Origin of the sequence: Streptacidiphilus sp. MAP5-3 (assembly GCF_041262505.1) — a bacterium.
GTDB lineage: Bacteria > Actinomycetota > Actinomycetes > Streptomycetales > Streptomycetaceae > Streptacidiphilus.
Genome location: NZ_JBGCCL010000004.1, coordinates 99,391 through 116,957, shown reverse-complemented (window position 1 = coordinate 116,957; position 17,567 = coordinate 99,391). Strand labels below are relative to the sequence as shown.

The 17,567-nt window shown below is 72.6% G+C and carries 16 protein-coding genes; 3 read left to right on the top strand and 13 right to left on the bottom strand.

The window, feature by feature from the left end:
• Positions 1 to 148: 148 nt before the first annotated feature.
• From ABH928_RS09080 to ABH928_RS09050, 7 genes are all read right to left on the bottom strand, one after another.
• Positions 149 to 1,072 carry an amidohydrolase family protein gene (locus ABH928_RS09080; protein ID WP_370064022.1) on the bottom strand — a complete coding sequence of 308 codons (924 nt, stop codon included), beginning with the start codon at positions 1,070 to 1,072 and terminating at the stop codon, positions 149 to 151.
• 88 nt (positions 1,073 to 1,160) lie between these two features.
• A complete protein-coding gene (gene pip / locus ABH928_RS09075; RefSeq protein WP_370064020.1) occupies positions 1,161 to 2,120 on the bottom strand; it encodes a prolyl aminopeptidase in 960 nt (319 codons plus the stop codon).
• A gap of 74 nt (positions 2,121 to 2,194) precedes the next feature.
• Entirely contained in the window at positions 2,195 to 3,241 is a 1,047-nt protein-coding gene (locus tag ABH928_RS09070; RefSeq protein WP_370064018.1) for a YhjD/YihY/BrkB family envelope integrity protein, read from the bottom strand.
• Between the two features lie 150 nt (positions 3,242 to 3,391).
• Positions 3,392 to 4,951, bottom strand: a complete 1,560-nt coding sequence (locus ABH928_RS09065) for an MFS transporter (RefSeq protein WP_370064016.1) — start codon at positions 4,949 to 4,951, stop codon at positions 3,392 to 3,394.
• A 103-nt stretch (positions 4,952 to 5,054) separates the two neighbouring features.
• Positions 5,055 to 5,666 carry a GNAT family N-acetyltransferase gene (locus tag ABH928_RS09060; protein ID WP_370064014.1) on the bottom strand — a complete coding sequence of 204 codons (612 nt, stop codon included), beginning with the start codon at positions 5,664 to 5,666 and terminating at the stop codon, positions 5,055 to 5,057.
• 264 nt (positions 5,667 to 5,930) lie between these two features.
• Positions 5,931 to 6,989: a cytochrome c oxidase assembly protein gene (locus ABH928_RS09055; protein ID WP_370064012.1), complete on the bottom strand. Its 1,059-nt coding sequence runs from the start codon at positions 6,987 to 6,989 to the stop codon at positions 5,931 to 5,933.
• A 115-nt stretch (positions 6,990 to 7,104) separates the two neighbouring features.
• On the bottom strand, positions 7,105 to 7,362 hold the full coding sequence (locus ABH928_RS09050) for a hypothetical protein (RefSeq protein ID WP_370064010.1): 258 nt from the start codon (positions 7,360 to 7,362) through the stop codon (positions 7,105 to 7,107).
• A 127-nt stretch (positions 7,363 to 7,489) separates the two neighbouring features.
• Between ABH928_RS09050 and ABH928_RS09045 the strand changes: the two genes are divergently transcribed.
• A complete protein-coding gene (locus tag ABH928_RS09045; protein WP_370064008.1) occupies positions 7,490 to 8,464 on the top strand; it encodes an NUDIX domain-containing protein in 975 nt (324 codons plus the stop codon).
• On the opposite strand, the gene ABH928_RS09040 is transcribed toward ABH928_RS09045, so the two are convergent.
• Genes ABH928_RS09040 through ABH928_RS09015 form a run of 6 tightly spaced genes read right to left on the bottom strand, consistent with a single transcriptional unit; the run spans position 8,461 to position 14,954 of the window.
• Positions 8,461 to 9,378, bottom strand: coding sequence for a carboxymuconolactone decarboxylase family protein (locus ABH928_RS09040; RefSeq protein WP_370064006.1), 918 nt, complete (start codon positions 9,376 to 9,378; stop codon positions 8,461 to 8,463). The two genes, ABH928_RS09045 and ABH928_RS09040, sit on opposite strands and share 4 nt — an antisense overlap.
• Complete coding sequence (locus ABH928_RS09035) at positions 9,375 to 10,418, bottom strand: Gfo/Idh/MocA family protein (RefSeq protein ID WP_370064004.1); 1,044 nt, start codon at positions 10,416 to 10,418, stop codon at positions 9,375 to 9,377. Before ABH928_RS09035 ends, ABH928_RS09040 begins: the two co-directional genes overlap by 4 nt.
• Positions 10,418 to 11,575, bottom strand: a complete 1,158-nt coding sequence (locus ABH928_RS09030; protein ID WP_370064002.1) for an Ldh family oxidoreductase — start codon at positions 11,573 to 11,575, stop codon at positions 10,418 to 10,420. The genes ABH928_RS09035 and ABH928_RS09030 overlap by 1 nt, the downstream gene beginning before the upstream one ends.
• On the bottom strand, positions 11,505 to 12,995 hold the full coding sequence (locus tag ABH928_RS09025; RefSeq protein ID WP_370064000.1) for a M20/M25/M40 family metallo-hydrolase: 1,491 nt from the start codon (positions 12,993 to 12,995) through the stop codon (positions 11,505 to 11,507). The genes ABH928_RS09030 and ABH928_RS09025 overlap by 71 nt, the downstream gene beginning before the upstream one ends.
• The gene (locus ABH928_RS09020) at positions 12,992 to 13,912 is read right to left on the bottom strand and encodes a sugar phosphate isomerase/epimerase family protein (RefSeq protein ID WP_370063998.1); all 921 of its coding nucleotides are present in this window, start codon (positions 13,910 to 13,912) and stop codon (positions 12,992 to 12,994) included. The genes ABH928_RS09025 and ABH928_RS09020 overlap by 4 nt, the downstream gene beginning before the upstream one ends.
• On the bottom strand, positions 13,902 to 14,954 hold the full coding sequence (locus tag ABH928_RS09015) for a Gfo/Idh/MocA family oxidoreductase (protein WP_370063996.1): 1,053 nt from the start codon (positions 14,952 to 14,954) through the stop codon (positions 13,902 to 13,904). Before ABH928_RS09015 ends, ABH928_RS09020 begins: the two co-directional genes overlap by 11 nt.
• A gap of 177 nt (positions 14,955 to 15,131) precedes the next feature.
• Here ABH928_RS09015 and ABH928_RS09010 point away from each other — a divergent pair, with 177 nt between their 5' ends.
• Positions 15,132 to 16,409, top strand: coding sequence for a DegT/DnrJ/EryC1/StrS family aminotransferase (locus ABH928_RS09010; RefSeq protein WP_370063994.1), 1,278 nt, complete (start codon positions 15,132 to 15,134; stop codon positions 16,407 to 16,409).
• Positions 16,406 to 17,551: a DegT/DnrJ/EryC1/StrS family aminotransferase gene (locus ABH928_RS09005; RefSeq protein ID WP_370063992.1), complete on the top strand. Its 1,146-nt coding sequence runs from the start codon at positions 16,406 to 16,408 to the stop codon at positions 17,549 to 17,551. Before ABH928_RS09010 ends, ABH928_RS09005 begins: the two co-directional genes overlap by 4 nt.
• Positions 17,552 to 17,567 lie beyond the last annotated feature (16 nt).

Sequence of the window (17,567 nt, the reverse complement as noted above, 5' to 3'; positions counted from 1 at the left end):
CCTGGGCATCGGGGGTCGCCTTCCGACCCTCTCTACCCCAGGTCGAACGGCGTCGCAGCGGATCGACACAGCCGACGGAGAATTTTCTCCCCGATCGCGATCATGTCCGCGTTCACGTCCGCGATCACGTCCGCGACCGCGTTGGCGATCACAGCCCGAACAGCCGCGCCGCGTTGTCGTGGCACACGGCCCGCAGCCACTCCTGGCCGAGGCCCAGCCGTTCCAGGGCGTGGAGCTGGTGGACGTACGGGTAGGGGATGTTGGGGAAGTCGGAGCCGAGCAGGACGCGCTCGCCGAGATCGGCCAGCCGCGGCAGCGCCCGGCGCGGAAAGGGCATGAATCCCTCGGCGAAGTCGGTGAACGCCATCGTGGTGTCCAGCCGGACCTGCCCGTACCGCTCGGCGAGGCCGAGGAAGTCCTCGTACTCGGGCATGCCGAGGTGCGCGACGACCAGCCGCAGCTCCGGATGGCGCGCCAGCACCCGCGCGATCGGCTCAGGGCCGGTGTGCTTGCCGGGCGCGGGCCCGGAGCCGCAGTGGATCACCACGGGGATCCGGGCCTCGGCGAGCAGCCCCCAGGCGGGTCGCAGCAGCTCGTCGGCCGGGTCGTACGCCCCCACCTGCACGTGTGCCTTGAAGACGCGCGCACCCGCGTCGACGGCCTCGCGGACGTACGCCTCGACACCCGGCTCGGGGAAGAGCGTCGCGGTGTGCAGGCATCCGGGGGTGCGCTCGGCGAAGTCGGCGGCCCAGTCGTTCAGCCAGCGGGCCATGCCGGGCTTGTGCGGGTAGAGCATCGAGGTGAACGCCCGCACGCCGAACGCCCGGAGAACGGCGCTCCGCTCCGCCTCCTCCTGCCGGTAGGTGATCGGCCACTCCATGCCGCCGATCAGCGGCCCCTGAGTGTCGAAGTAGTCCCAGACCTTGTGCAGGACGCGTTCGGGCATGAAGTGGGTGTGCACGTCGACCAGTCCGGGCAACCCGAGGCCACGCCAGAACCGGCGGACCTCGTCGGCCTCGGCCTCGGCCGCGGGGCCCGCCTGCGCCGGCGGCGACGTGTGGTGATCGTTCATGGCGCTCACGATCGCCCGCGGACCCCCCGCGCGTCCACCCGGCCGGCCGTGCTGTGCCGTCGAACGGGCGCCGGTCAGCCGTCAGCGGTCAGCGGTTCTTGAAGTCCTCGATGGCCGTCCGGACGATCTGCCCCAGCACCTCGCCGCCCACGTGGCCGGCGTCCTCGCCGATGTGGAGGCGGACGTCGGGCCAGCACTTCGCCAACTCCCAGGCGGTCTGCGGCGGGCAGCCCATGTCGTGGCGGCCGTGGATCAGGACGGTCGGGATCCCGGCCAGCTTGTGGGCGTTGCGCAGGAGTTGGTCCTCCTCCAGCCAGGCGCCGTTGCTGAAGTAGTGCGCGCAGATCCGGACGAACGCGATCTGCGCGTCGACCTCGCGGTCGCTGTACATGCCGGGCACGCCGTTGGGCTCGTTGGAGATGACGGCGTCCTCCCAGGCGAGCCAGTCGGCGGCGGCCTTGGCGCGGACCGCGCGGTCCGGGTTCTCCATCAGCCGGGCGTAGGCGGCGAGCAGGTCGCCGTCCCGCTCGTCCTCGGGGACGCCGTCACGGAACCGGTCCCAGGCTTCGGGCTGGAAGAGCCCGGCGCCCCGGTAGAGCCAGTCGGTCTCGGACCGGCGCGTGGTGGTGATCGCCTGGATGACCATCTCGCTGACCCGCTCCGGGTGTTGCTGCGCGTAGGCCAGGATCAGGGTCGAGCCCCAGGACGCGCCGTTGAGCAACCACCGCTCGACGCCGAGGTGTTGGCGCAGGCGCTCCATGTCGTCGATGAGGTGCTGCGTGGTGTTGAGGCTCATGTCCGCCGCCGGGTCGCTGGCGTGCGGGGTACTGCGGCCGCAGTTGCGCTGGTCGAAGCGGATGACGCGGTAGTACTCGGGGTCCCAGGCCCGCGTGGGCCGCCGCGCCGCCCCGCTGCCGGGGCCGCCGTGGACGTTCAGGGCCGGCTTGCCGTCCGGGTTGCCCAGTTGCTCGTAGTAGATGCGGTTGCCGTCCCCGGTGTCGAGGTAGCCGCTGTCGTAGGGATCGGTCGGAGGATAGAAATCAACCATGACCGTCCATCCTAGGGAGCGTGTGATGGTTGCTCCTACTGGTTTTTGACCATGGGTCAACAACCATGCACGGGTCAGGTCTTGGCGGGCCCTCGCTTCGGAGGCTCCTTCTCGCAGGGTTCCCTTCCCCGGGGTTCCGTCTGCCTGCGACTCCGCGCGGGATCACGCCGCCGGAAGTGGCTCTCCACGTGCTGCTCCGGCCGCCTGCGCTCCTGCAGGGCGATCGCGTCGAGGACGTGCTCGTCGGCGCGGGTCAGCGGCGGCTGTACCAGCGAGCGCGGCCAGAGCCGCCGCATCGCGACGACGTTCACCTCGGCCGCGTAGAGCGACAGTTGCGCGCCGAGGTAGAGCCACCACAGCAGGCCGAGGACGGTGCCGAAGACCCCGTACACCTGCGTGGTGTGCCGCAGCTCGTGTGCGACCAGCACGCCGCCGAAGGCCTGCAGCGCGGTCCAGCAGGGACCGGCCAGCAGGCAGCCGGGAAGCAGCCGCCGCCACGGGACCTCGTGCGGGGTGAGCCGTCGGAAGCAGGCGAGGTAGAGGCCGGCGTTGAGCACCGCCGAGCCCAGCAGGCCCAGTACCGTGACGACGGGGGCCGGCCCGACCAGCCCGCTCAGCAGCCCGGTGCCGGTGGAGACCAGCAGCAGACCGAGGCCCAGCATGAGGATGAGCACCAGCGAGCGGGCCAGCCTCGGGAGGTAGCCCGGCCGCCGGACGTTCGGCACGTTCCACACCTGCGCCATCGCGAACTGCAGGCTCTGCGCCAGGCCGAGCGAGCCGTAGAGCAGGCCGAGGCAGCCGAAGGTCACCGCGATCAGACTGCCCTGGAGACTGTGCACGTTCGCGCGCAGTTGGTCGCCGATCACCGGGAAGTCGGCCAGGGCCGAGTTCAGCACGTCGGCGCGGAGGGAGGGGCTCCCGCGCAGCGCGAAGCCGAGCGCCGTCGTCAGCAGCAGGAGCAGCGGGAAGAGCGCCGCGAACGCGTAGTAGGTGATCAGCGCGGCCAGCTGCCCGCAGCGGTCGTCCCCGAACTTGCGCACGACGCCGATGACGAAGCCGAGCGCGCGCCGACGCTGCTGCCAGGCGTCGAGCCGGCGGATTCCACGTTCCACGGCGTTCATGGCTGCCTCCGGTGCCGTTCCGGCCCCGACGGACGGGGTGCCTCGGGCATCTGCCCGCGCCAGCGCCCGGTACACCCGGGCTTTCGAGGGTGGCGCTCGCCCCCAGCCCGTCCCCCAGCCCGTCCCTCAGCCCGTCCCTCAGCCCGTCCCTCAGCCCCGCCCCGCCTCGCCGCTGCGCACCGGGCTCTCCTGCCCCTCCGGCTGACGGTGGGCGAAGTCCTTGGTGCGGATCAGCAGCGCCGAGGCCACCCCGCCGACCAGCGCAAGCACGGCCGTGATGACGAACAGCGTGTCGAGCGCGCCGGTGAAGCTCGACCTGACCGCCGACTGGAGCGTGGCCTGCAGGGGCGGCGGGAGGGCGGCGGTACCCGCCGCGCCCGGTCCCTGGCCCTGGCGGACGGCGGCGATGATCTGATCCGTCCGGGGCGCCAACGGCGTCGTCGCGAGCGCTGTGGTGAGCTTGTGCTGCAGCTCGGTGGCGAAGACCGAGCCGAGGGCGGCGATGCTGGTGGCCAGCCCGACCTGCCGGAAGGTCGAGTTGATCCCGGAGGCCATGCCCGCCCGCTCCGGCTCGACCACGCCGATGGCGGTGGAGGCCAGCGGCGGGTTGACGAATCCCGCGCCGAGGCCGGAGACGATGAAGCCGGGGATCAGGTCCGTCCAGGTGCTGCTGCCGTTCAGGCCGGCCATCAGCAGCAGACCGACGCCCACGCCGATCAGCCCGGGGCCGATCAGCCACCGGGCGGGGACGCGCTCGCTCAGCCTGCCCGCCAGCGTCGCCGCCACCAGCATCGCCCCGCTGTTGACCAGCAGACGCGTCCCGGTGGCCAGCGCCGAGTAGCCCAGCACGTCCTGGAGGTACAGCACGATGTAGAGCAGCATCGCGAAGAGCGAGCCGTTCATCGCGAAGGCCGCGCACAGGCCGCCGACGAAGGTGGGCTTGCGGAACAGGCTCATGTCGAACATCGGGTGGGCGACTCTGAGTTCGGTGAGGACGAAGGCGACCAGCAGCGCACCACCCAGGGCCAGCGCCGTGATCGCCCCGGCGTCGCCCCAACCGGACTCACCGGCCCGGATCAGGCCGTAGACCAGGCCCACCAGGCCCGCCGTCAGCAGGGCGAAACCCGCCAGGTCCAGCCTGCCGGGGTGCGGTGCGCGCGACTCGTCCAGCCGCCACCGGGTCACCGCCCAGGCGGCGACGCCGATGGGGACGTTGACCAGGAAGATCCCGCGCCAGCTGATACCCGTGGTGATCAGGCCGCCGAGGATCGGCCCCAGCGAGACGGCGAGTCCGGTGATCGCGCCCCACACCCCGAACGCGATCCCGCGGTCCCGGCCCCGGAAGCTGTGGCCGAGTAGCGCCAACGAGGTGGCGAACATGATCGCCCCGCCGACGCCCTGCCCGGCACGCGAAAGGATCAGCATCACCGGTGACTGCGCCAGCCCGCACAGCAGCGACCCGGCGGTGAAGATCACCAGCCCGATCCCGAACAGCCGCCTGCGCCCGTAGCGGTCGGCCAGCACCCCGGAGGTCAGCAGGAACGAGGCGAGCGCGAGCGCGTAGGCGTCGACCACCCACTGCACGTCGCTGAAGCCCGCGTGCAGCGCGCGCTGGATGTCGGGCAGCGCGACCACGACGATGGTGACGTCGAGCAGCAGCATGAACGTGCCGACGCAGACCGCCAGCAGGGTCCACCACTTCTTCTCCATACGCTTCGCCTCCCGGCGCCGCTTCCCCGGATCCGACTCCCCTCCAGCGTTGCCCGCAGCGGGGCTTCTGTCGCGTCGGGAGTGTTCGGAGCGTCCGGAAGCCCTATGCGGCCCCGGGGTGGCCGCGGTGGTGGTGCCACTCGGGGGCCAGCACGGCCATGTGGTGGTCGTCGACCCAGGCGTCGCCGAAGCGCAGCGCCTGGCGTGAGGTGCCCTCCAGGACGAAGCCGACCTTCTCGTAGGCGCGGCGTGCCCTCGGGTTGTGGTCGAAGACGGACAGCGAGATGCGGTGGAGGCGCAGCCGCTCGAAGCCGTGACCGACGATCAGCCGGGTGGCCTCGGTGCCGAGGCCGCGGTCGCGGCCCCTGGAGCCCAGCAGGATGCGGAAGTTGCAGCTCTGGTTGGCGGGATCCCATTCGTTGAGCACGACCTCGCCGACGCAGCGGCCGCCGGCCCGGTCGACCACGGCCAGGTCGAGCCGGTCGGTCTGCTCGTGCCGGGTGCCGTACCAGGCACGCATGCCCTGCTCCGACTCCTCGCTCCAGGGTCGGCGCTCGGTCTCCGGCAGGCCGTCGGTGAAGCGGATCACCTCCGGGTCGGAGAGGAAGTCGCGGATCACATCGGCGTCCTCGTCGAGCCGGAACGGCCGGAGCACGACCCTGTCGCCGGTGAGGACGGGCTTGTGGGAGAAGTCGGCGTGTGCGTCGTCGCTCATGCCGGGAGTGTGGAGGGCGCGGCGCGGGGTGGGCAAGGCGATATCGGCCGGTGCCGGTCAGCCGTTTCGGTCACCGCTGCCGGTCACGGCTCCGGGCAGAACCACTGGGAGGGGTGCCACCCCGGCCCTTTCCCTGGCCTGACCTGCGGCTATATGGTTCTCAGGCTGGTCTTGAGCGGCTGGCTAGCCCCGGCATGTTCCCCCCGTGCATGCCGGGGCTTCTGCGCGCCGCCATTCCTTCCGCGCCGCCATTCCTCGGTGCCGTCAGTCCTCGGCGTCGCGCGCGGAGCCGTAGCGGTGGGCCAGGCGCGGGTCGGTCTCCCACCACGGGCGTGAGGTCTCCGGCAGCTCCGGGACCTGTGTGGCTGCGACCTTGTCGGCTGCGGACGCGACCGCGGCCGCGGTCCCGACGGGGGGCGCCGACGCGGACGCCGACGCGGCCTCCTGCTCGATCCGGTCGAGTTCCTCGTCCACGACCCGGGTGCGGAGGCGTTCCTCCTTCACCACGCGGATGATCAGGGCGACCATGAACGGCACGCCCGCGATGTCGCCGAGCCCCCACAGCACCGCGCCGCCCCACTTCTGGTCCTGCAGCGGGGACCAGCCCCACGGGCGGTGCAGGGAGTCCCAGTAGTGGGAGGCCACCAGGTGCCCGCCGAAGACCAGGACGAAGCCGAGCGCGGCGTCGAAGATGACCTCCGCGATCGTGATCAGCACGCCCAGCAGCGGGTGGTAGTGGTGCGGCACGGGGTCGATCTGCAGCCGCGGCCAGAAGTACGCGAGCCCGAACGCGACGAAGCCGAGATGGAACGCGGTGTTCCAGACCGACGAGGTCAGCGAGTTCTCGTACCAGGACGTGAAGTAGAACAGCCACGGTGGCACGATCAGCAGCACGGTCGACACCAGCGGGAACATCAGCACCCGCGACACCCGACCGGCCAGCGCCGCCTCCAGGTGGGCTCGCAGCCGCTCGGGCGCCGCCTGGACCAGCAGGCTGACCGGCGCGCCGAGCGCCAGCAGCAGCGGGACGACCATGAGCAGCAGCACCGCCTGCAGCGCCCGGTCGGTGAACAGGAACCGCTCGTAGACGCCCAGGCCGGAGCAGCAGACGACGATCCACAGCGCCAGCCCGCCGAAGAACGCGGCGATGCGCTGCAGCGGCCAGAGCCCGCCGCCGCTACGGCGGACACGAATGACGCCGACGAGGTACCCGACGGCGGCCACCAGGGTGATGGCCACGACCGTGGGTTCGAGCTGCCAGCTGCCGACGACCCGGGACAGGGTCCAGGCGGGCGGGCCGGCATAGCCGAGGGCGACGTTCATGTCGCCTCCGTTCGAGGGAGGTGGGCGGGCAGTGCTTCGTTCCGGGCGGTGCTTTGGTTCCGTGCAGTACTTCGGTACGTTCAGGCAGTCTGCCGGAACGGCGCCTCGGCGGTGGTCAGGTCGGGGGTCCGGTCGGCGAAGTCGCGGATCCTGACGACCCGGCCGTCCCTGCGCCGGAAAGCCGGAAAAGCCGGTGGAGCAGGTCAGGACGGACCGCGTCGACGGTCTCCGGCGGTTCGGGCCGGGTGGCCCGAAGGCCGAGGACCACGCTATCCGGGTGGGTGAACAGCTCGTCGACCAGGGTGCGGAAGCCGCGTGCGCGGCGGTCGGAGTACCACGCCGGGGCCGGGGCGGAGCCGGTGATCGTGGCCACGGCGCGCCGCCGCGTCCAGCAGACGGCCTCGGCCTGACTGCCTCGACCTGACGCAGCCCGCATACTCCGGCGCGCGCCCGGGCAGCCTGACGTTCGGAGGCGAACTGTCGGTCGACTGGGGGCAGGGGTGGCGAGCACGCCGGGGTTGGCGGCCCACGCGGTAATCACGGACGACGCGGGGCGCGTGCTGTTGATCCAGCGGGTTGACCCCGCCGGCGGCGAGGCGGCCTGGGACCTGCCCGGCGGGATGCTGGGCGACGAGGGGCCGGTGGACGGGCTACTGCGCTGCCTGCGCGAGGAGTCGGGTCTGCGGGACGTCGAGGTCGGCCGCCTGCTCGCGGTCGACACCGTCCCGGCGTCGGTGCACGGCCGGACCGTGGTCGACCACGTCCACGCCGGGTACGTCCAGGCCGTGCACATCCAAGCCGCTCACCCGGTGGATCCGGGCGCGACGGCGGGCTACTTCGCGCCCGAGAAGGCAGCGGAGCTGGTCCCCGGGCGACTCGCCCGCCGCCTCCTGGCAGCGTTGGCCGCGCAGCGGGGCGCGCACACCGCCGTGCTGGAGGACGGCGTCCCGCGACCGTTGGGCCAGGGCGACTACTACGCGACGCTGCCCGCGCCGATGATGGCTGCGACGGTCGTGGTCACCCGCACCGATGGGCGCGTGCTGATTCTGCAGCCGAGTTACAAGCAGCACGCCGAACTGCCGGGCGGGATGGTCGAGGCGCACGAGTCGCCCGCTGACGGCGCGGCCCGTGAGCTGTGGGAGGAGCTGGGCCTGGAGTGGGAGGTCGGCCGGGTGCTGGCCGTCGACACCTCCTCGGCCCGGCAGTCCAAGCACGGGCGCGCGCTGTCCACGTTCGTCTTCGCGCTCAAGCCGCTCACGCCCGAGCAGTCCGAGGCCATGGTCCTGGGGGACGAGGTCAGTTCGGTGCGCTGGCTCACCCGCGAGCAGGCGCGCGAGGCGTTGCCCTGGCGACTGGCCGCCCGGATGGACGCGGCGCTCGACGCGCGGGCGTCCGGCGCGACGGTCCATCTCAGCCGCGGACGCCCGGACCTGCCCGCGCCGACGGGACCCGAGGCCGATCAGGGCAGGGCCTAACCCGCGGCGGACGCCAGGCCGATGCGGTTCCACGCGTTGGTCGCGGCGATCGTCCAGACCAGGCGGGCCAGCACCGACGGGTCGAAGTGCCGTGCGGCGTCGGCGCGGAGCGCGTCCGGGATCGGGCCGCTGTCCTCGCGGGTGAGGTGGTCCGCGACGGCGAGTGCGGCGCGCTCCTTGGCGGAGAAATGCGTGGCGTCCGACCAGCGGAGGAGGGCGTCGAGCTTGTCCGGGTCCTGCCCGGCGGCCAGCGCCGCGTCGCGGTGGAGCGTGGTGCAGTAGCCGCAGCCGTTCCGCTGCGAGACGTGCAGCCTGAGGAGTTCGGCCAGCGCGACCGTCTCCCTGGGCAGACCGGTGTCGGCCAGCTCGGTGAGGGAGACCATCGCCTGGGCCAGGTCCGGCGCGGAACCGACGGGGTCGAGAACGGGCATGGTGCGCTCCGGTGTTGAGGGGACGAGGGAAGGAGCGGCCAACGGCTTGAAGCTGACCGGCAGTTCGGGCGTGAGGCCGAGGTCCGCGCCGGTGAGCGGCACGGGCGCGTGGATCAGGATGTTGTAGTGGTTGGGGAAGTGGCAGGCGTCAAAACCCAGCACCGTGCCGACGGTCCGCCCGCCGATCCGGACGGTGTCGCCGCGGTCGATGACGCCCGCGTTGTCCAGCTCCACGAACCCGAGGAACCCGACGCGGTCGATCCGGGCCCCGGGTCCGGTCTCCTGGTGGTCGGTGGTGACCAACTCGTGGACCTCGCCCGCGCGGACGCAGCGTGCGGCGTGCGGCTCCAGGGCCATGCCGCGGTCGTCCCTGCGGTGCAGCAGCACCTTCACCAGCCGCCCGTGGACGGCGCGCTTGGGCCCGTTCTCCCGCTGCGACGCCGACGCGGATGCGGACAGGGCCGGTGCTTCGAGGACGGTCATCGTGCGCCCACCGCCTCGCCCGTCCACCCCGCGAGGGCGGGCGCGCGGTCGGGCGCGCCGTCGAGGGCCCGGTCGGACACCCGGTCGGACGCCCGGTAGGCGGCCTCGACCAGGCGCAGCGCCGCCGGACCGCCGTCGTCCACGCGGAACGGCGACCGCAGCCGGGCGAGGAATTCGGCCAGGATCGCCTCGTACTCGTGCCAGAGGGAGGCCTTGAAGCCGTGGTGACCGGCCAGCATGTCGGCGTGGCGGACCGTGCCGTCGGTGAGGGTGACCGTGATGTCCTTGACCTCGCCGGGGTAGGACCAGTCGAGCTCGACCCGGGCGCTCGAACGTTCTCGGGCGCCGCCTGACGCGGTCGACAGCTCGACGACGGCCCGGCGGTCGACGCCGATCGCGTCGTAGCCGACGGTCGCGCTGCTGACGGCCAGTCGGGCCGGCGCGCCGGGCGAGGAGGGCTCGGCGGAGTCGCCGAGCAGCAGGCGGACCAGGTCGAACGCGTTCGGCCCGTTGTCGGCGACACAGCCGCCGCCGCAGCGGGCCGGGTCCAGGTACCAACTGTCGTTGCCCGTGTGCTCCTCGATCTGCTCGAAGTAGCGCACCACCACCGAGGCGATCTCGTCCCGGCACGGCTCCAACTGCCGGGCCAGCTGGCGGACGCGGGCGTTGTAGCGCCGGTGGAAGGCGGTGAACAGCGGCACCCGGGCCGCCTCGGCCGCGGCCGTCAGCCCGGCCGCCTCGGCGGAGGTGAGCGCGAGCGGCTTCTCCACACAGACCGGAACCCCGGCGCGCAGCGCGTCGCCGCAGACGGCGGTGTGGGCGTCGTTGGGGACGGTGACGATCACGCCGTCGAGCCGCTCGTGCGCCAGCAGCTCCCGATGGTCGGTGTAGCAGGGGACCCGGCCCTGCCAGGGTGCGAGGGCGGCGGGGTTGCGGTCGCAGACCGCGACCAGCCCGGCGGCGGGTGAGCGTTCCAGCGCCGCGAGGTAGAACTTCGAGATCACGCCGAGGCCGACGACGGCAAAGGACTGACTCTCCATCAGTTCGCCTCCCTCCTGCGCACCACTGGTGCCTTCACGTCGAACCGCTGTGCCACATCCTGGAGTTCACCGAGCAGCGCTGCCGAGACCGGGACGCCGTCGGCGCGGTGACGCTGCGCGCGCTCGGCCTCCGTCCATCCCGGGTAGCGGACCGGCGCGGCCGGATCCGCCGGAGGGCAGTCGAGCACGGTGCCGAACAGGCTTGCGGCATCGGCGGCCACGTCACCCGCCGGACGGAGCACGCCGGGGGCGACGGCCGCGACGAAGAAGCCGATGTCGTCGTCCCGGCCGGACGGCCTGCCGTCGGCCTCCAGCGCCTCCGGCTCCGGGCCGCGACCGGAGCCGCTGACCAGGGCGGCCAGCACCTCCACGGCCAGACCCAGCCCGAAGCCCTTGTAGCCGCCCGTCTCCGTATCGCCACCCAGCCAGCGCAGATGCGCCTCGCCCCGGTCGAAGGCGGCAGCGTCGGTGACAGTCCGTCCGTTGTCGTCGGCCAGCCAGCCCGCCGGGACCGGCTGCCCTGCCCTGGCCGCGACGCGGACCCGGCTGGTCGGGGCGACCGTGGTGCTCATGTCGAGGACGAACGGGTGGTGCTCGCCCGCAGGCGCGGCGATGCTGAGCGGGTTGGTGCCCAGCAGCGTGCGCAGTCCGCCCGGCGGGCGCGCGATGCGCTGACGCCCGCAGTTGGAGGCGACGATGCCGACCATGCCACGGTGCGCGGCGCGGGCCGCGTGGTAGCCCGCGCAGCCGAGGTGGGTGGCCCCGTGGACCGAGACCAGCCCGATCCCGAACCGCGCGGCCCGCTCGACGGCGAGGTCCATCGCGGCGGCGGCCGACCACAGCCCGAGCGCGCCCCGCGCGTCCTGGCGGACGGCCGCGCCCGCGTCGGTGGTGACGAGCGGCTCGGCGGAGGCGTCGACGCGGCCCTGCTCGAAGAGCGGCAGGTAGAGCCGGGTGAGATTGGTCAGCCCGTGCGAGGACATGCCGGTGAGGTCGCCGTAGCAGAGTGCCTCGGCTGCGGTGGCGGCTCGGTCCCGGGCCACTCCGCAGCGGCGGAAGACGTCGGTGGTGAACCGCAGCAGGTCGTCATGGTCGACGAGCGGACTGTCCTGACGCTGAGTCAGTTGATGGGGGAGGGGCGAGCTCGACAGCGGCATGCGGGATGGTGCTCCTTGCGGATGGTGCAGGCGGTGCCTGATCGGTGAACGGCTTGGCGGTGAACTGCTCTGCGGTGAATTGCTCTGCGGTGAACTGCTCTGCGGCGCGGAAGTGCGTGAGCAGGCGGGCGACGGTGTCGGCGAAGCCGTCCAGGTCGGACAGGTCGGCGAACTCGCCGTCGGCGTGGGCGTGGTTGGCATCGAGGCTGCCGGGGCCGAGCACCACGGTGTGGGCGTCGGGCAGGCCCGCCGTCCAGATCGCGTCGCAGGTGAAGGCCGGTTCCTCGGCGGGCCAGAGCGGCACGTCGGCGCGGGCCAGCAGCGGGAGGAGCCACGCCGGAGCGCCGTGCGCGCCGTGCTCGCCGTACGTGCTGTCCAGTGCGGGCAGGCCGCGCTTGAGCCAGGTGACGCGGGTGACGGTCGGCGCGTCGGCGGCGGTCCGGGCCAGGCGGCTGCTGTCCCGGTGCGCGTCGGTGAAGGCCCGCAGCCCGCTCCGGACCGCGTCCAGGAACCGGCGCTCCAGACGACGCCCGACGGCCGCGCTGCGGTAGGAGAGGTTGACCAGCAGACTGCCGCGCCCGTAGACGCGGTTGTGCAGGGTGCCCGTGTGCAGCCCGGCCACGCAGATCTGGCCGTCGGCCGGGTCGAGCGCGGCGTCGAGGGTGACGGCCAGATGGTGCGCCAGAAAGCCCAGCAGGACCGTCGCGTTGTGGCCCGAGCCCGGACGGTCGTCGACGGCGTCCTCACCGGTGACCTCGATCCGAGCGGTCATCGACGCGGTGCTGCGCAGCAGCGCCCGGCCGCCGGTCGGCTCGCAGAACAGGTTGAGCCGGCCGTAGTGCCCGGCCTCGACCAGCGGACGGGTGCCGAACGTGCCGAGCGCGCCGCCCTCCTCGCCGGATACCGCCTGGATCAGGATCCGGGTGTCACGCGGCAGGTCCGGCTGCGCCGCCACGGCCGCGCGCACCCCCGCGAGCAGCGCGACGGCCGGGCCCTTGGCGTCGATCGCGCCGCGCCCGTGGAAGCGGTGCCCGTCGAAGGAGACAGGCTGCTGCCCGGCGACCGTGTCCAGATGGACGTTGGCCATCACGGTCCGCTCGCGCGCAGCGTCGTCGGGGCCGAGAGAGAGAACCAGGCTCGGTTGGACCGTGAGGAATTCGGGCTGCTCGGCAGCTGCCTGACAGACCGTCAATGGGGTGTCGAGACGCTGTAGGCACCGCGCGTCAGGCGCCGCGTGGTGCACCACCGTGAAGCCGAGCTCGGCCGCCGCTGCGGCATAACGGTGTTGGGCGAACCACAGCTCGGGCGGTGGTGCGTCCGGCCCCTGCTCCAGCGGGCCGACCGTCGGGAGGGAGAGCAGGTCGAGCAGCAGCGTGTGGTCGTCGGGAGTGAGGCGCGGCGTCGCCTGGCGACCGGTCATCGCGCGGCCTCGGCGGGGCGCTGCCCGACCGGACGCGGCAGCACGGAGTCGTCGAGAAGCCGCCGCAGCGCCAGACCGCAGCGGACGAAGGCTGCGTGGCACTCCTCCGGCGCGTCCCGGTGGTTCTCGTGCGGGCGGACGGCCACGTGCGGTTCGAGGGAGAAGGCGCCCGTGTACCCGTGGTCGAGCAGCAGCCGCAGCCCCTCGGCCACGCGCAACTCGCCTGCGCCCGGCTCGCGGTAGGCAGGACGACCGTCCACGCCCAGCACCGCGTCCTTGACGTGCACGTGGTGGATGTTCCGCGTCCACGGGAGGATGCGGCGGAGCAGGGCGTGGTTGTCGTAGCCGTAGGCCGGGCCGTTGCCGGTGTCGAGGAGGAGCCCGAAGCCCGTGCCGCCGGTGACGTCGAGCAGCCGGACCATGCGTTCCGCGTCGGTCCCGGCCCAGCCGGAGCAGTTCTCGTGGAGCAACACCAACCCGGCGTCGGCGGCGCGGTGGGCCAGCACGGCCATGCGGCCCAGGACTTCCGCCTCCCAGGCGGACGGGTTCAGCGGGGCGCGGGAGTCGTTCGGGTAGGACATGACGCGCACGTAACGGGTGCCGAGCCGGGCACAGCGGCGAGCGAGGACGTCGAGCTCGTCCAGGTCGGCCGTGAAGTCGCCGGTCACCGGGCGGGCCCAGCCGCCGATCCGGGCGTCCACCGCGACCACGTCGACGCCCGCGTCAGCGAGCGCGCAGGCCGCGCGGTCGAAGGCGGCTTCGGGCAGGTCGGCCAGCGGGATGCCGTCGACGGTGCGCAGCTCCAGCGTGCGCCAGCCGAGTTCGGCGATCGCGGCGAGCTGGCCGTCGATGCCGAGGGCGGCCTCGTCACCGATCCCGGTCAGCGTCGGGCCTGCTGACCGACAGTCACTTCGCATCCGTCAGCACCTCTTCGATGAGCCGGAGTTCGGCGGTCAGGCCGTTGTCGCAGCGGCGCTTGGCGTCGGCGAGCAGTTCCACCGCGCGAACCTGGCGGGTGAAAGCCTCGGCGGGCGGGCCCTCGCCGTCGAAGTCGGCGTACGCGCGCAGCAGGAAGGCGGTGAGCGCGTCGTCGCGGAAGATCTGCTTGGGTGGGCTCACCGATCCCGGTGTGACCAGCCGGAGTTGGGCGTGGTCGTCGGCGGAGTCGGCCGGGTAGTGGCCGATGACGGTGCCGTGGTCGAACTGCAGCGTAATCCGCCGCTCGCGGACCGGAGAGGTCAGGTCGGAGCGGATCTCGCTGCGCACACCGCCGTGGTGGTGCAGCTGCACCGACCCGCTGCCCAGACGCGGCAGGCGGCGACCGTGCAACACCAGATCGGTGCAGGAGGCGGAGGCGACCTTGGCGTCCCCCGCCAGGTGCAGCAGCACGCCCAGGCCGTGCGGGATCTCGACGTCGAAGGCGGTCGGATGGCCGAGCGTGGTGAGCGAGCGGTGGAACCGCGGCTTGTTCTGCACCACCGAGATCTGCCGCAGCGTGCCCAACTTCGCATCGGTGACCAGGCGGGCCAGACGTTCCGTCAGGGTGCTGGCCGACCACGGTTCGACCACCGCGACCTGCACTCCGGCGCGGCCCACCAGGCGTACCAGCTCGGCGAGTTCGTCCGTGCCCGTGGCGGCTGGCTTCTCCAGCAGCAGCTTGCGGAAGCCGAGTCCGAGCAGGTCGCGGACCACCTCCGGCCGCCCGAGCGGCGGGGTGCAGACATGGACCACCGTGTTGTCGGGCGCCACCAACCGCCGTGCCGCGTTCAGCGACTCGGCCACGCGCAGCGCGCCGTCGAGGGAGGTCTCGCTGTCACCGTCGGGCGGGACGGACGGATCGACGCCGATGACCGGGCCGGGGGCGAAGAGGTGCGGCTGCTGTGCCCGGGCCTTGGCCAGGACGGGGAGATGCAGACCCGCGCCGGCTCGGCCCAGTCCCACGACCAGTGTTCGGAGCATGTGCCTGAGCCTGGTGGGGAAAACGGCCCAAGTCAAAGATTCATTGGCGTGGTGTACCTGATCGGGTGAATCGGCCCAGTGCGACCCAGGTTTCCCTCAGTTCGTGAACGGATGTGGTTTAGCTTCGGGATGTTTTCCGCAGCCGGTGACACGGTAAGGCAATCGTGAAAGGCGGACATGGACCCTCTCAGCTGCTCCGATCGGCGCGAACCCCCGCCCGGCGTACCGTTCTTCACCCAGGCGGAGACCTTCGCCGGACTGCGCGAGGTCATCGACGGGCATCTCGCCGAGCTGCTGGCCCAAGGAAAGTTCTCACACGGCGCCAAGGTAGGTGAGTTCGAGCACGCACTGGCGGCCTACACCGGTGCCCGCCATGTGATCGGCGTCAACAGCGGTACCGACGCGCTGGTGTTGCTGCTGCGCGCGGCCGGGCTGCGACCGGGGGAGGGCGAGGAGGTGGTCGTCCCCGCCTTCAGCTTCGTCGCCTCGGCCTCCTCCGTGGTACTGGCCGGCGGGCGGCCGGTCTTCGCCGACATCGACCCGGTCAGCTACGCGATGGACCCGGCCTCGGTGGAGCGGGTGCTCACCCCGAGCTGCCGGTTCCTGATGCCGGTCCACCTGTTCTGCCAACTCGCCGACATGGCTCGGCTCGGCGAGTTGGCGCGGCTGAACGACCTGGTCGTCGTCGAGGACAGCGCCGAGGCGATCGGCATGCGCCGCGACGGTGTGCACGCCGGTCTCCTCGGCGCGGGCGGCGTGCTGTCGTTCTTCCCGACCAAGACCCTGGGCGCGATCGGTGACGCCGGAGCGGTGCTGACCGACGACGACGAGATCGCCCGCACCGTCGACGCGCTGCGCCACCACGGCCGGTTCGGCCGCACGCTCGGCGACTTCCGCACCATCAACACCAGCAGCGGCGTGCCCGGTTACAACAGCAAGATGGACGACATCCAGGCGTCCGTGCTGCTGGCCAAGCTGACCCGGCTCGACGCCGACATCGCCCGCCGCGCCGAACTCGCCGCCGCCTACACCGAACGGCTCGACGATACGCCCGGCGTGCTGCGTCTGCCGAAGCCGGTCGGCGCGCGCTGCGGTGCCAAGGCCGACCCGGTCTTCTACGTCTACCTGATCGAGGTGGAGCACCGCGACGAACTGGCCGCCCATCTGGCCGCGCACGGCGTGGAGACCGAGACCTACTACCCGACCCCGCTCCATCTCCAGCCCTGCTTCGCCGAGTTGGGCCACCGTCCCGGCGACTTCCCGCACGCCGAGGCGGCCTGTGCGCGCGCCCTCGCGCTGCCGCTCTACCCGGACCTGACCTTCGACGCCGTCGACCGCGTCTGCGACCTGATCCGCACCTTCCGCCCCAGCACGTCCCGTCCCGCCACGCCCTACTCCGACACGTCCCGTCCCGCCACGCCCTACCCCGGCACTCGCGAGGGAGCCCGCGCATGAGGCTGCACTTCTTCCCTCCGGACCTTTTCGAGTCGGACCGGGAGCACCTGGTCCGCCTGGTCCACGAGATCGGGACCGCCCGCCCGGAGGGCGCGAGCCAGCGCTTCATCCTGGGCGAGCACACCGCACGGTTCGAGGAGGCGCTGCGCGAACAGCTCGGCGCCGCCGACGTGGTCGCCTGCGGCAGCGGCACCAGCGCGCTGACCCTGGTGCTGGCCGCGATGGACGTCGGCCCCGGCGACGAGGTGGTGGTCCCCGCACTGGGCTGCGCGCCACTGGCCAGCTCCGTCGTCGCGCTCGGCGCCGTGCCGGTCTTCGCGGACGTCGACCCGTGGACGATGGTCGTCGACCCCGAGGTCATGGAGCGCCGGATCACCCCGCGCACCAAGGCGCTGATGCCCGCGCACATGTTCTCGGTGATGGCCGACATGCCGCGCTTCGCCGCGCTCGCCGACGCGTACGGCCTGCGGTTGGTGGAGGACTCCGCGGTGGCCCAGGGCGGCGTCCGGCGGGGCGTCCCGGCGGGGCTCGCCGGGGAGGCGGGCGTCTACTCCTTCGTCCAGGTCAAGACCTTCGGCACGGCGGGCGAGGGTGGCGTGGTGGTGACGCGCGACGCCGAACTGGGCCGCACCGTGCGGATGCTGCGCAACCACGGTCAGGACGGCCGGACCCGTTTCCTGCACCACCGGATCGGCTGGAACAGCCGCTTCGACGAGATCCAGGCCGCGTTCCTGCTGCACCGCCTGCCCGGGTTCCCGGCCCGCCTGGAGCGGCGCGCCCGGATCGCCGAGCACTACACCGAGCGGTTCGCCGACCTGGCCGACCACGGTGTGCTGGCCCCGCCCCCCGGCCGGGACGGGCGCTGCTACTACGTCTACACCGTCCAGGCCGAACGCCGCGACGCGCTGGCGGCGCACCTCGCGCAACGCGGCATCGACTCGCACGTCTACTACCCGCGCACGCTGCCCCGCCAGCCCGCCTTCGCCCGTTACGCGGGCGTCGGTGTGGACCCGGCGGCGGAGTGGCCCGCCGCCGAGCGTGCGGGGGACCGGATGCTCTCGCTCCCGGTCCACCCACAGCTTTCCGACGCCGAGGTGGAGTACCTCGCCGACGCGGTCCGCGAGTTCGCCCTGGCGGGATGACCCGCTGCTGAGCGCA

What these genes read in the sequence shown, in the direction of transcription:
- ABH928_RS09080 (WP_370064022.1), bottom strand. Translation starts at nt 1,072, where the DNA reads ATGAACGATCACCACACGTCGCCGCCGGCGCAGGCGGGCCCCGCGGCC.
- pip (WP_370064020.1), bottom strand. Translation starts at nt 2,120, where the DNA reads ATGGTTGATTTCTATCCTCCGACCGATCCCTACGACAGCGGCTACCTC.
- ABH928_RS09070 (WP_370064018.1), bottom strand. Translation starts at nt 3,241, where the DNA reads ATGAACGCCGTGGAACGTGGAATCCGCCGGCTCGACGCCTGGCAGCAG.
- ABH928_RS09065 (WP_370064016.1), bottom strand. Translation starts at nt 4,951, where the DNA reads ATGGAGAAGAAGTGGTGGACCCTGCTGGCGGTCTGCGTCGGCACGTTC.
- ABH928_RS09060 (WP_370064014.1), bottom strand. Translation starts at nt 5,666, where the DNA reads ATGAGCGACGACGCACACGCCGACTTCTCCCACAAGCCCGTCCTCACC.
- ABH928_RS09055 (WP_370064012.1), bottom strand. Translation starts at nt 6,989, where the DNA reads ATGAACGTCGCCCTCGGCTATGCCGGCCCGCCCGCCTGGACCCTGTCC.
- ABH928_RS09040 (WP_370064006.1), bottom strand. Translation starts at nt 9,378, where the DNA reads ATGACCGTCCTCGAAGCACCGGCCCTGTCCGCATCCGCGTCGGCGTCG.
- ABH928_RS09035 (WP_370064004.1), bottom strand. Translation starts at nt 10,418, where the DNA reads ATGGAGAGTCAGTCCTTTGCCGTCGTCGGCCTCGGCGTGATCTCGAAG.
- ABH928_RS09030 (WP_370064002.1), bottom strand. Translation starts at nt 11,575, where the DNA reads ATGCCGCTGTCGAGCTCGCCCCTCCCCCATCAACTGACTCAGCGTCAG.
- ABH928_RS09025 (WP_370064000.1), bottom strand. Translation starts at nt 12,995, where the DNA reads ATGACCGGTCGCCAGGCGACGCCGCGCCTCACTCCCGACGACCACACG.
- ABH928_RS09020 (WP_370063998.1), bottom strand. Translation starts at nt 13,912, where the DNA reads ATGCGAAGTGACTGTCGGTCAGCAGGCCCGACGCTGACCGGGATCGGT.
- ABH928_RS09015 (WP_370063996.1), bottom strand. Translation starts at nt 14,954, where the DNA reads ATGCTCCGAACACTGGTCGTGGGACTGGGCCGAGCCGGCGCGGGTCTG.
- ABH928_RS09010 (WP_370063994.1), top strand. Translation starts at nt 15,132, where the DNA reads ATGGACCCTCTCAGCTGCTCCGATCGGCGCGAACCCCCGCCCGGCGTA.
- ABH928_RS09005 (WP_370063992.1), top strand. Translation starts at nt 16,406, where the DNA reads ATGAGGCTGCACTTCTTCCCTCCGGACCTTTTCGAGTCGGACCGGGAG.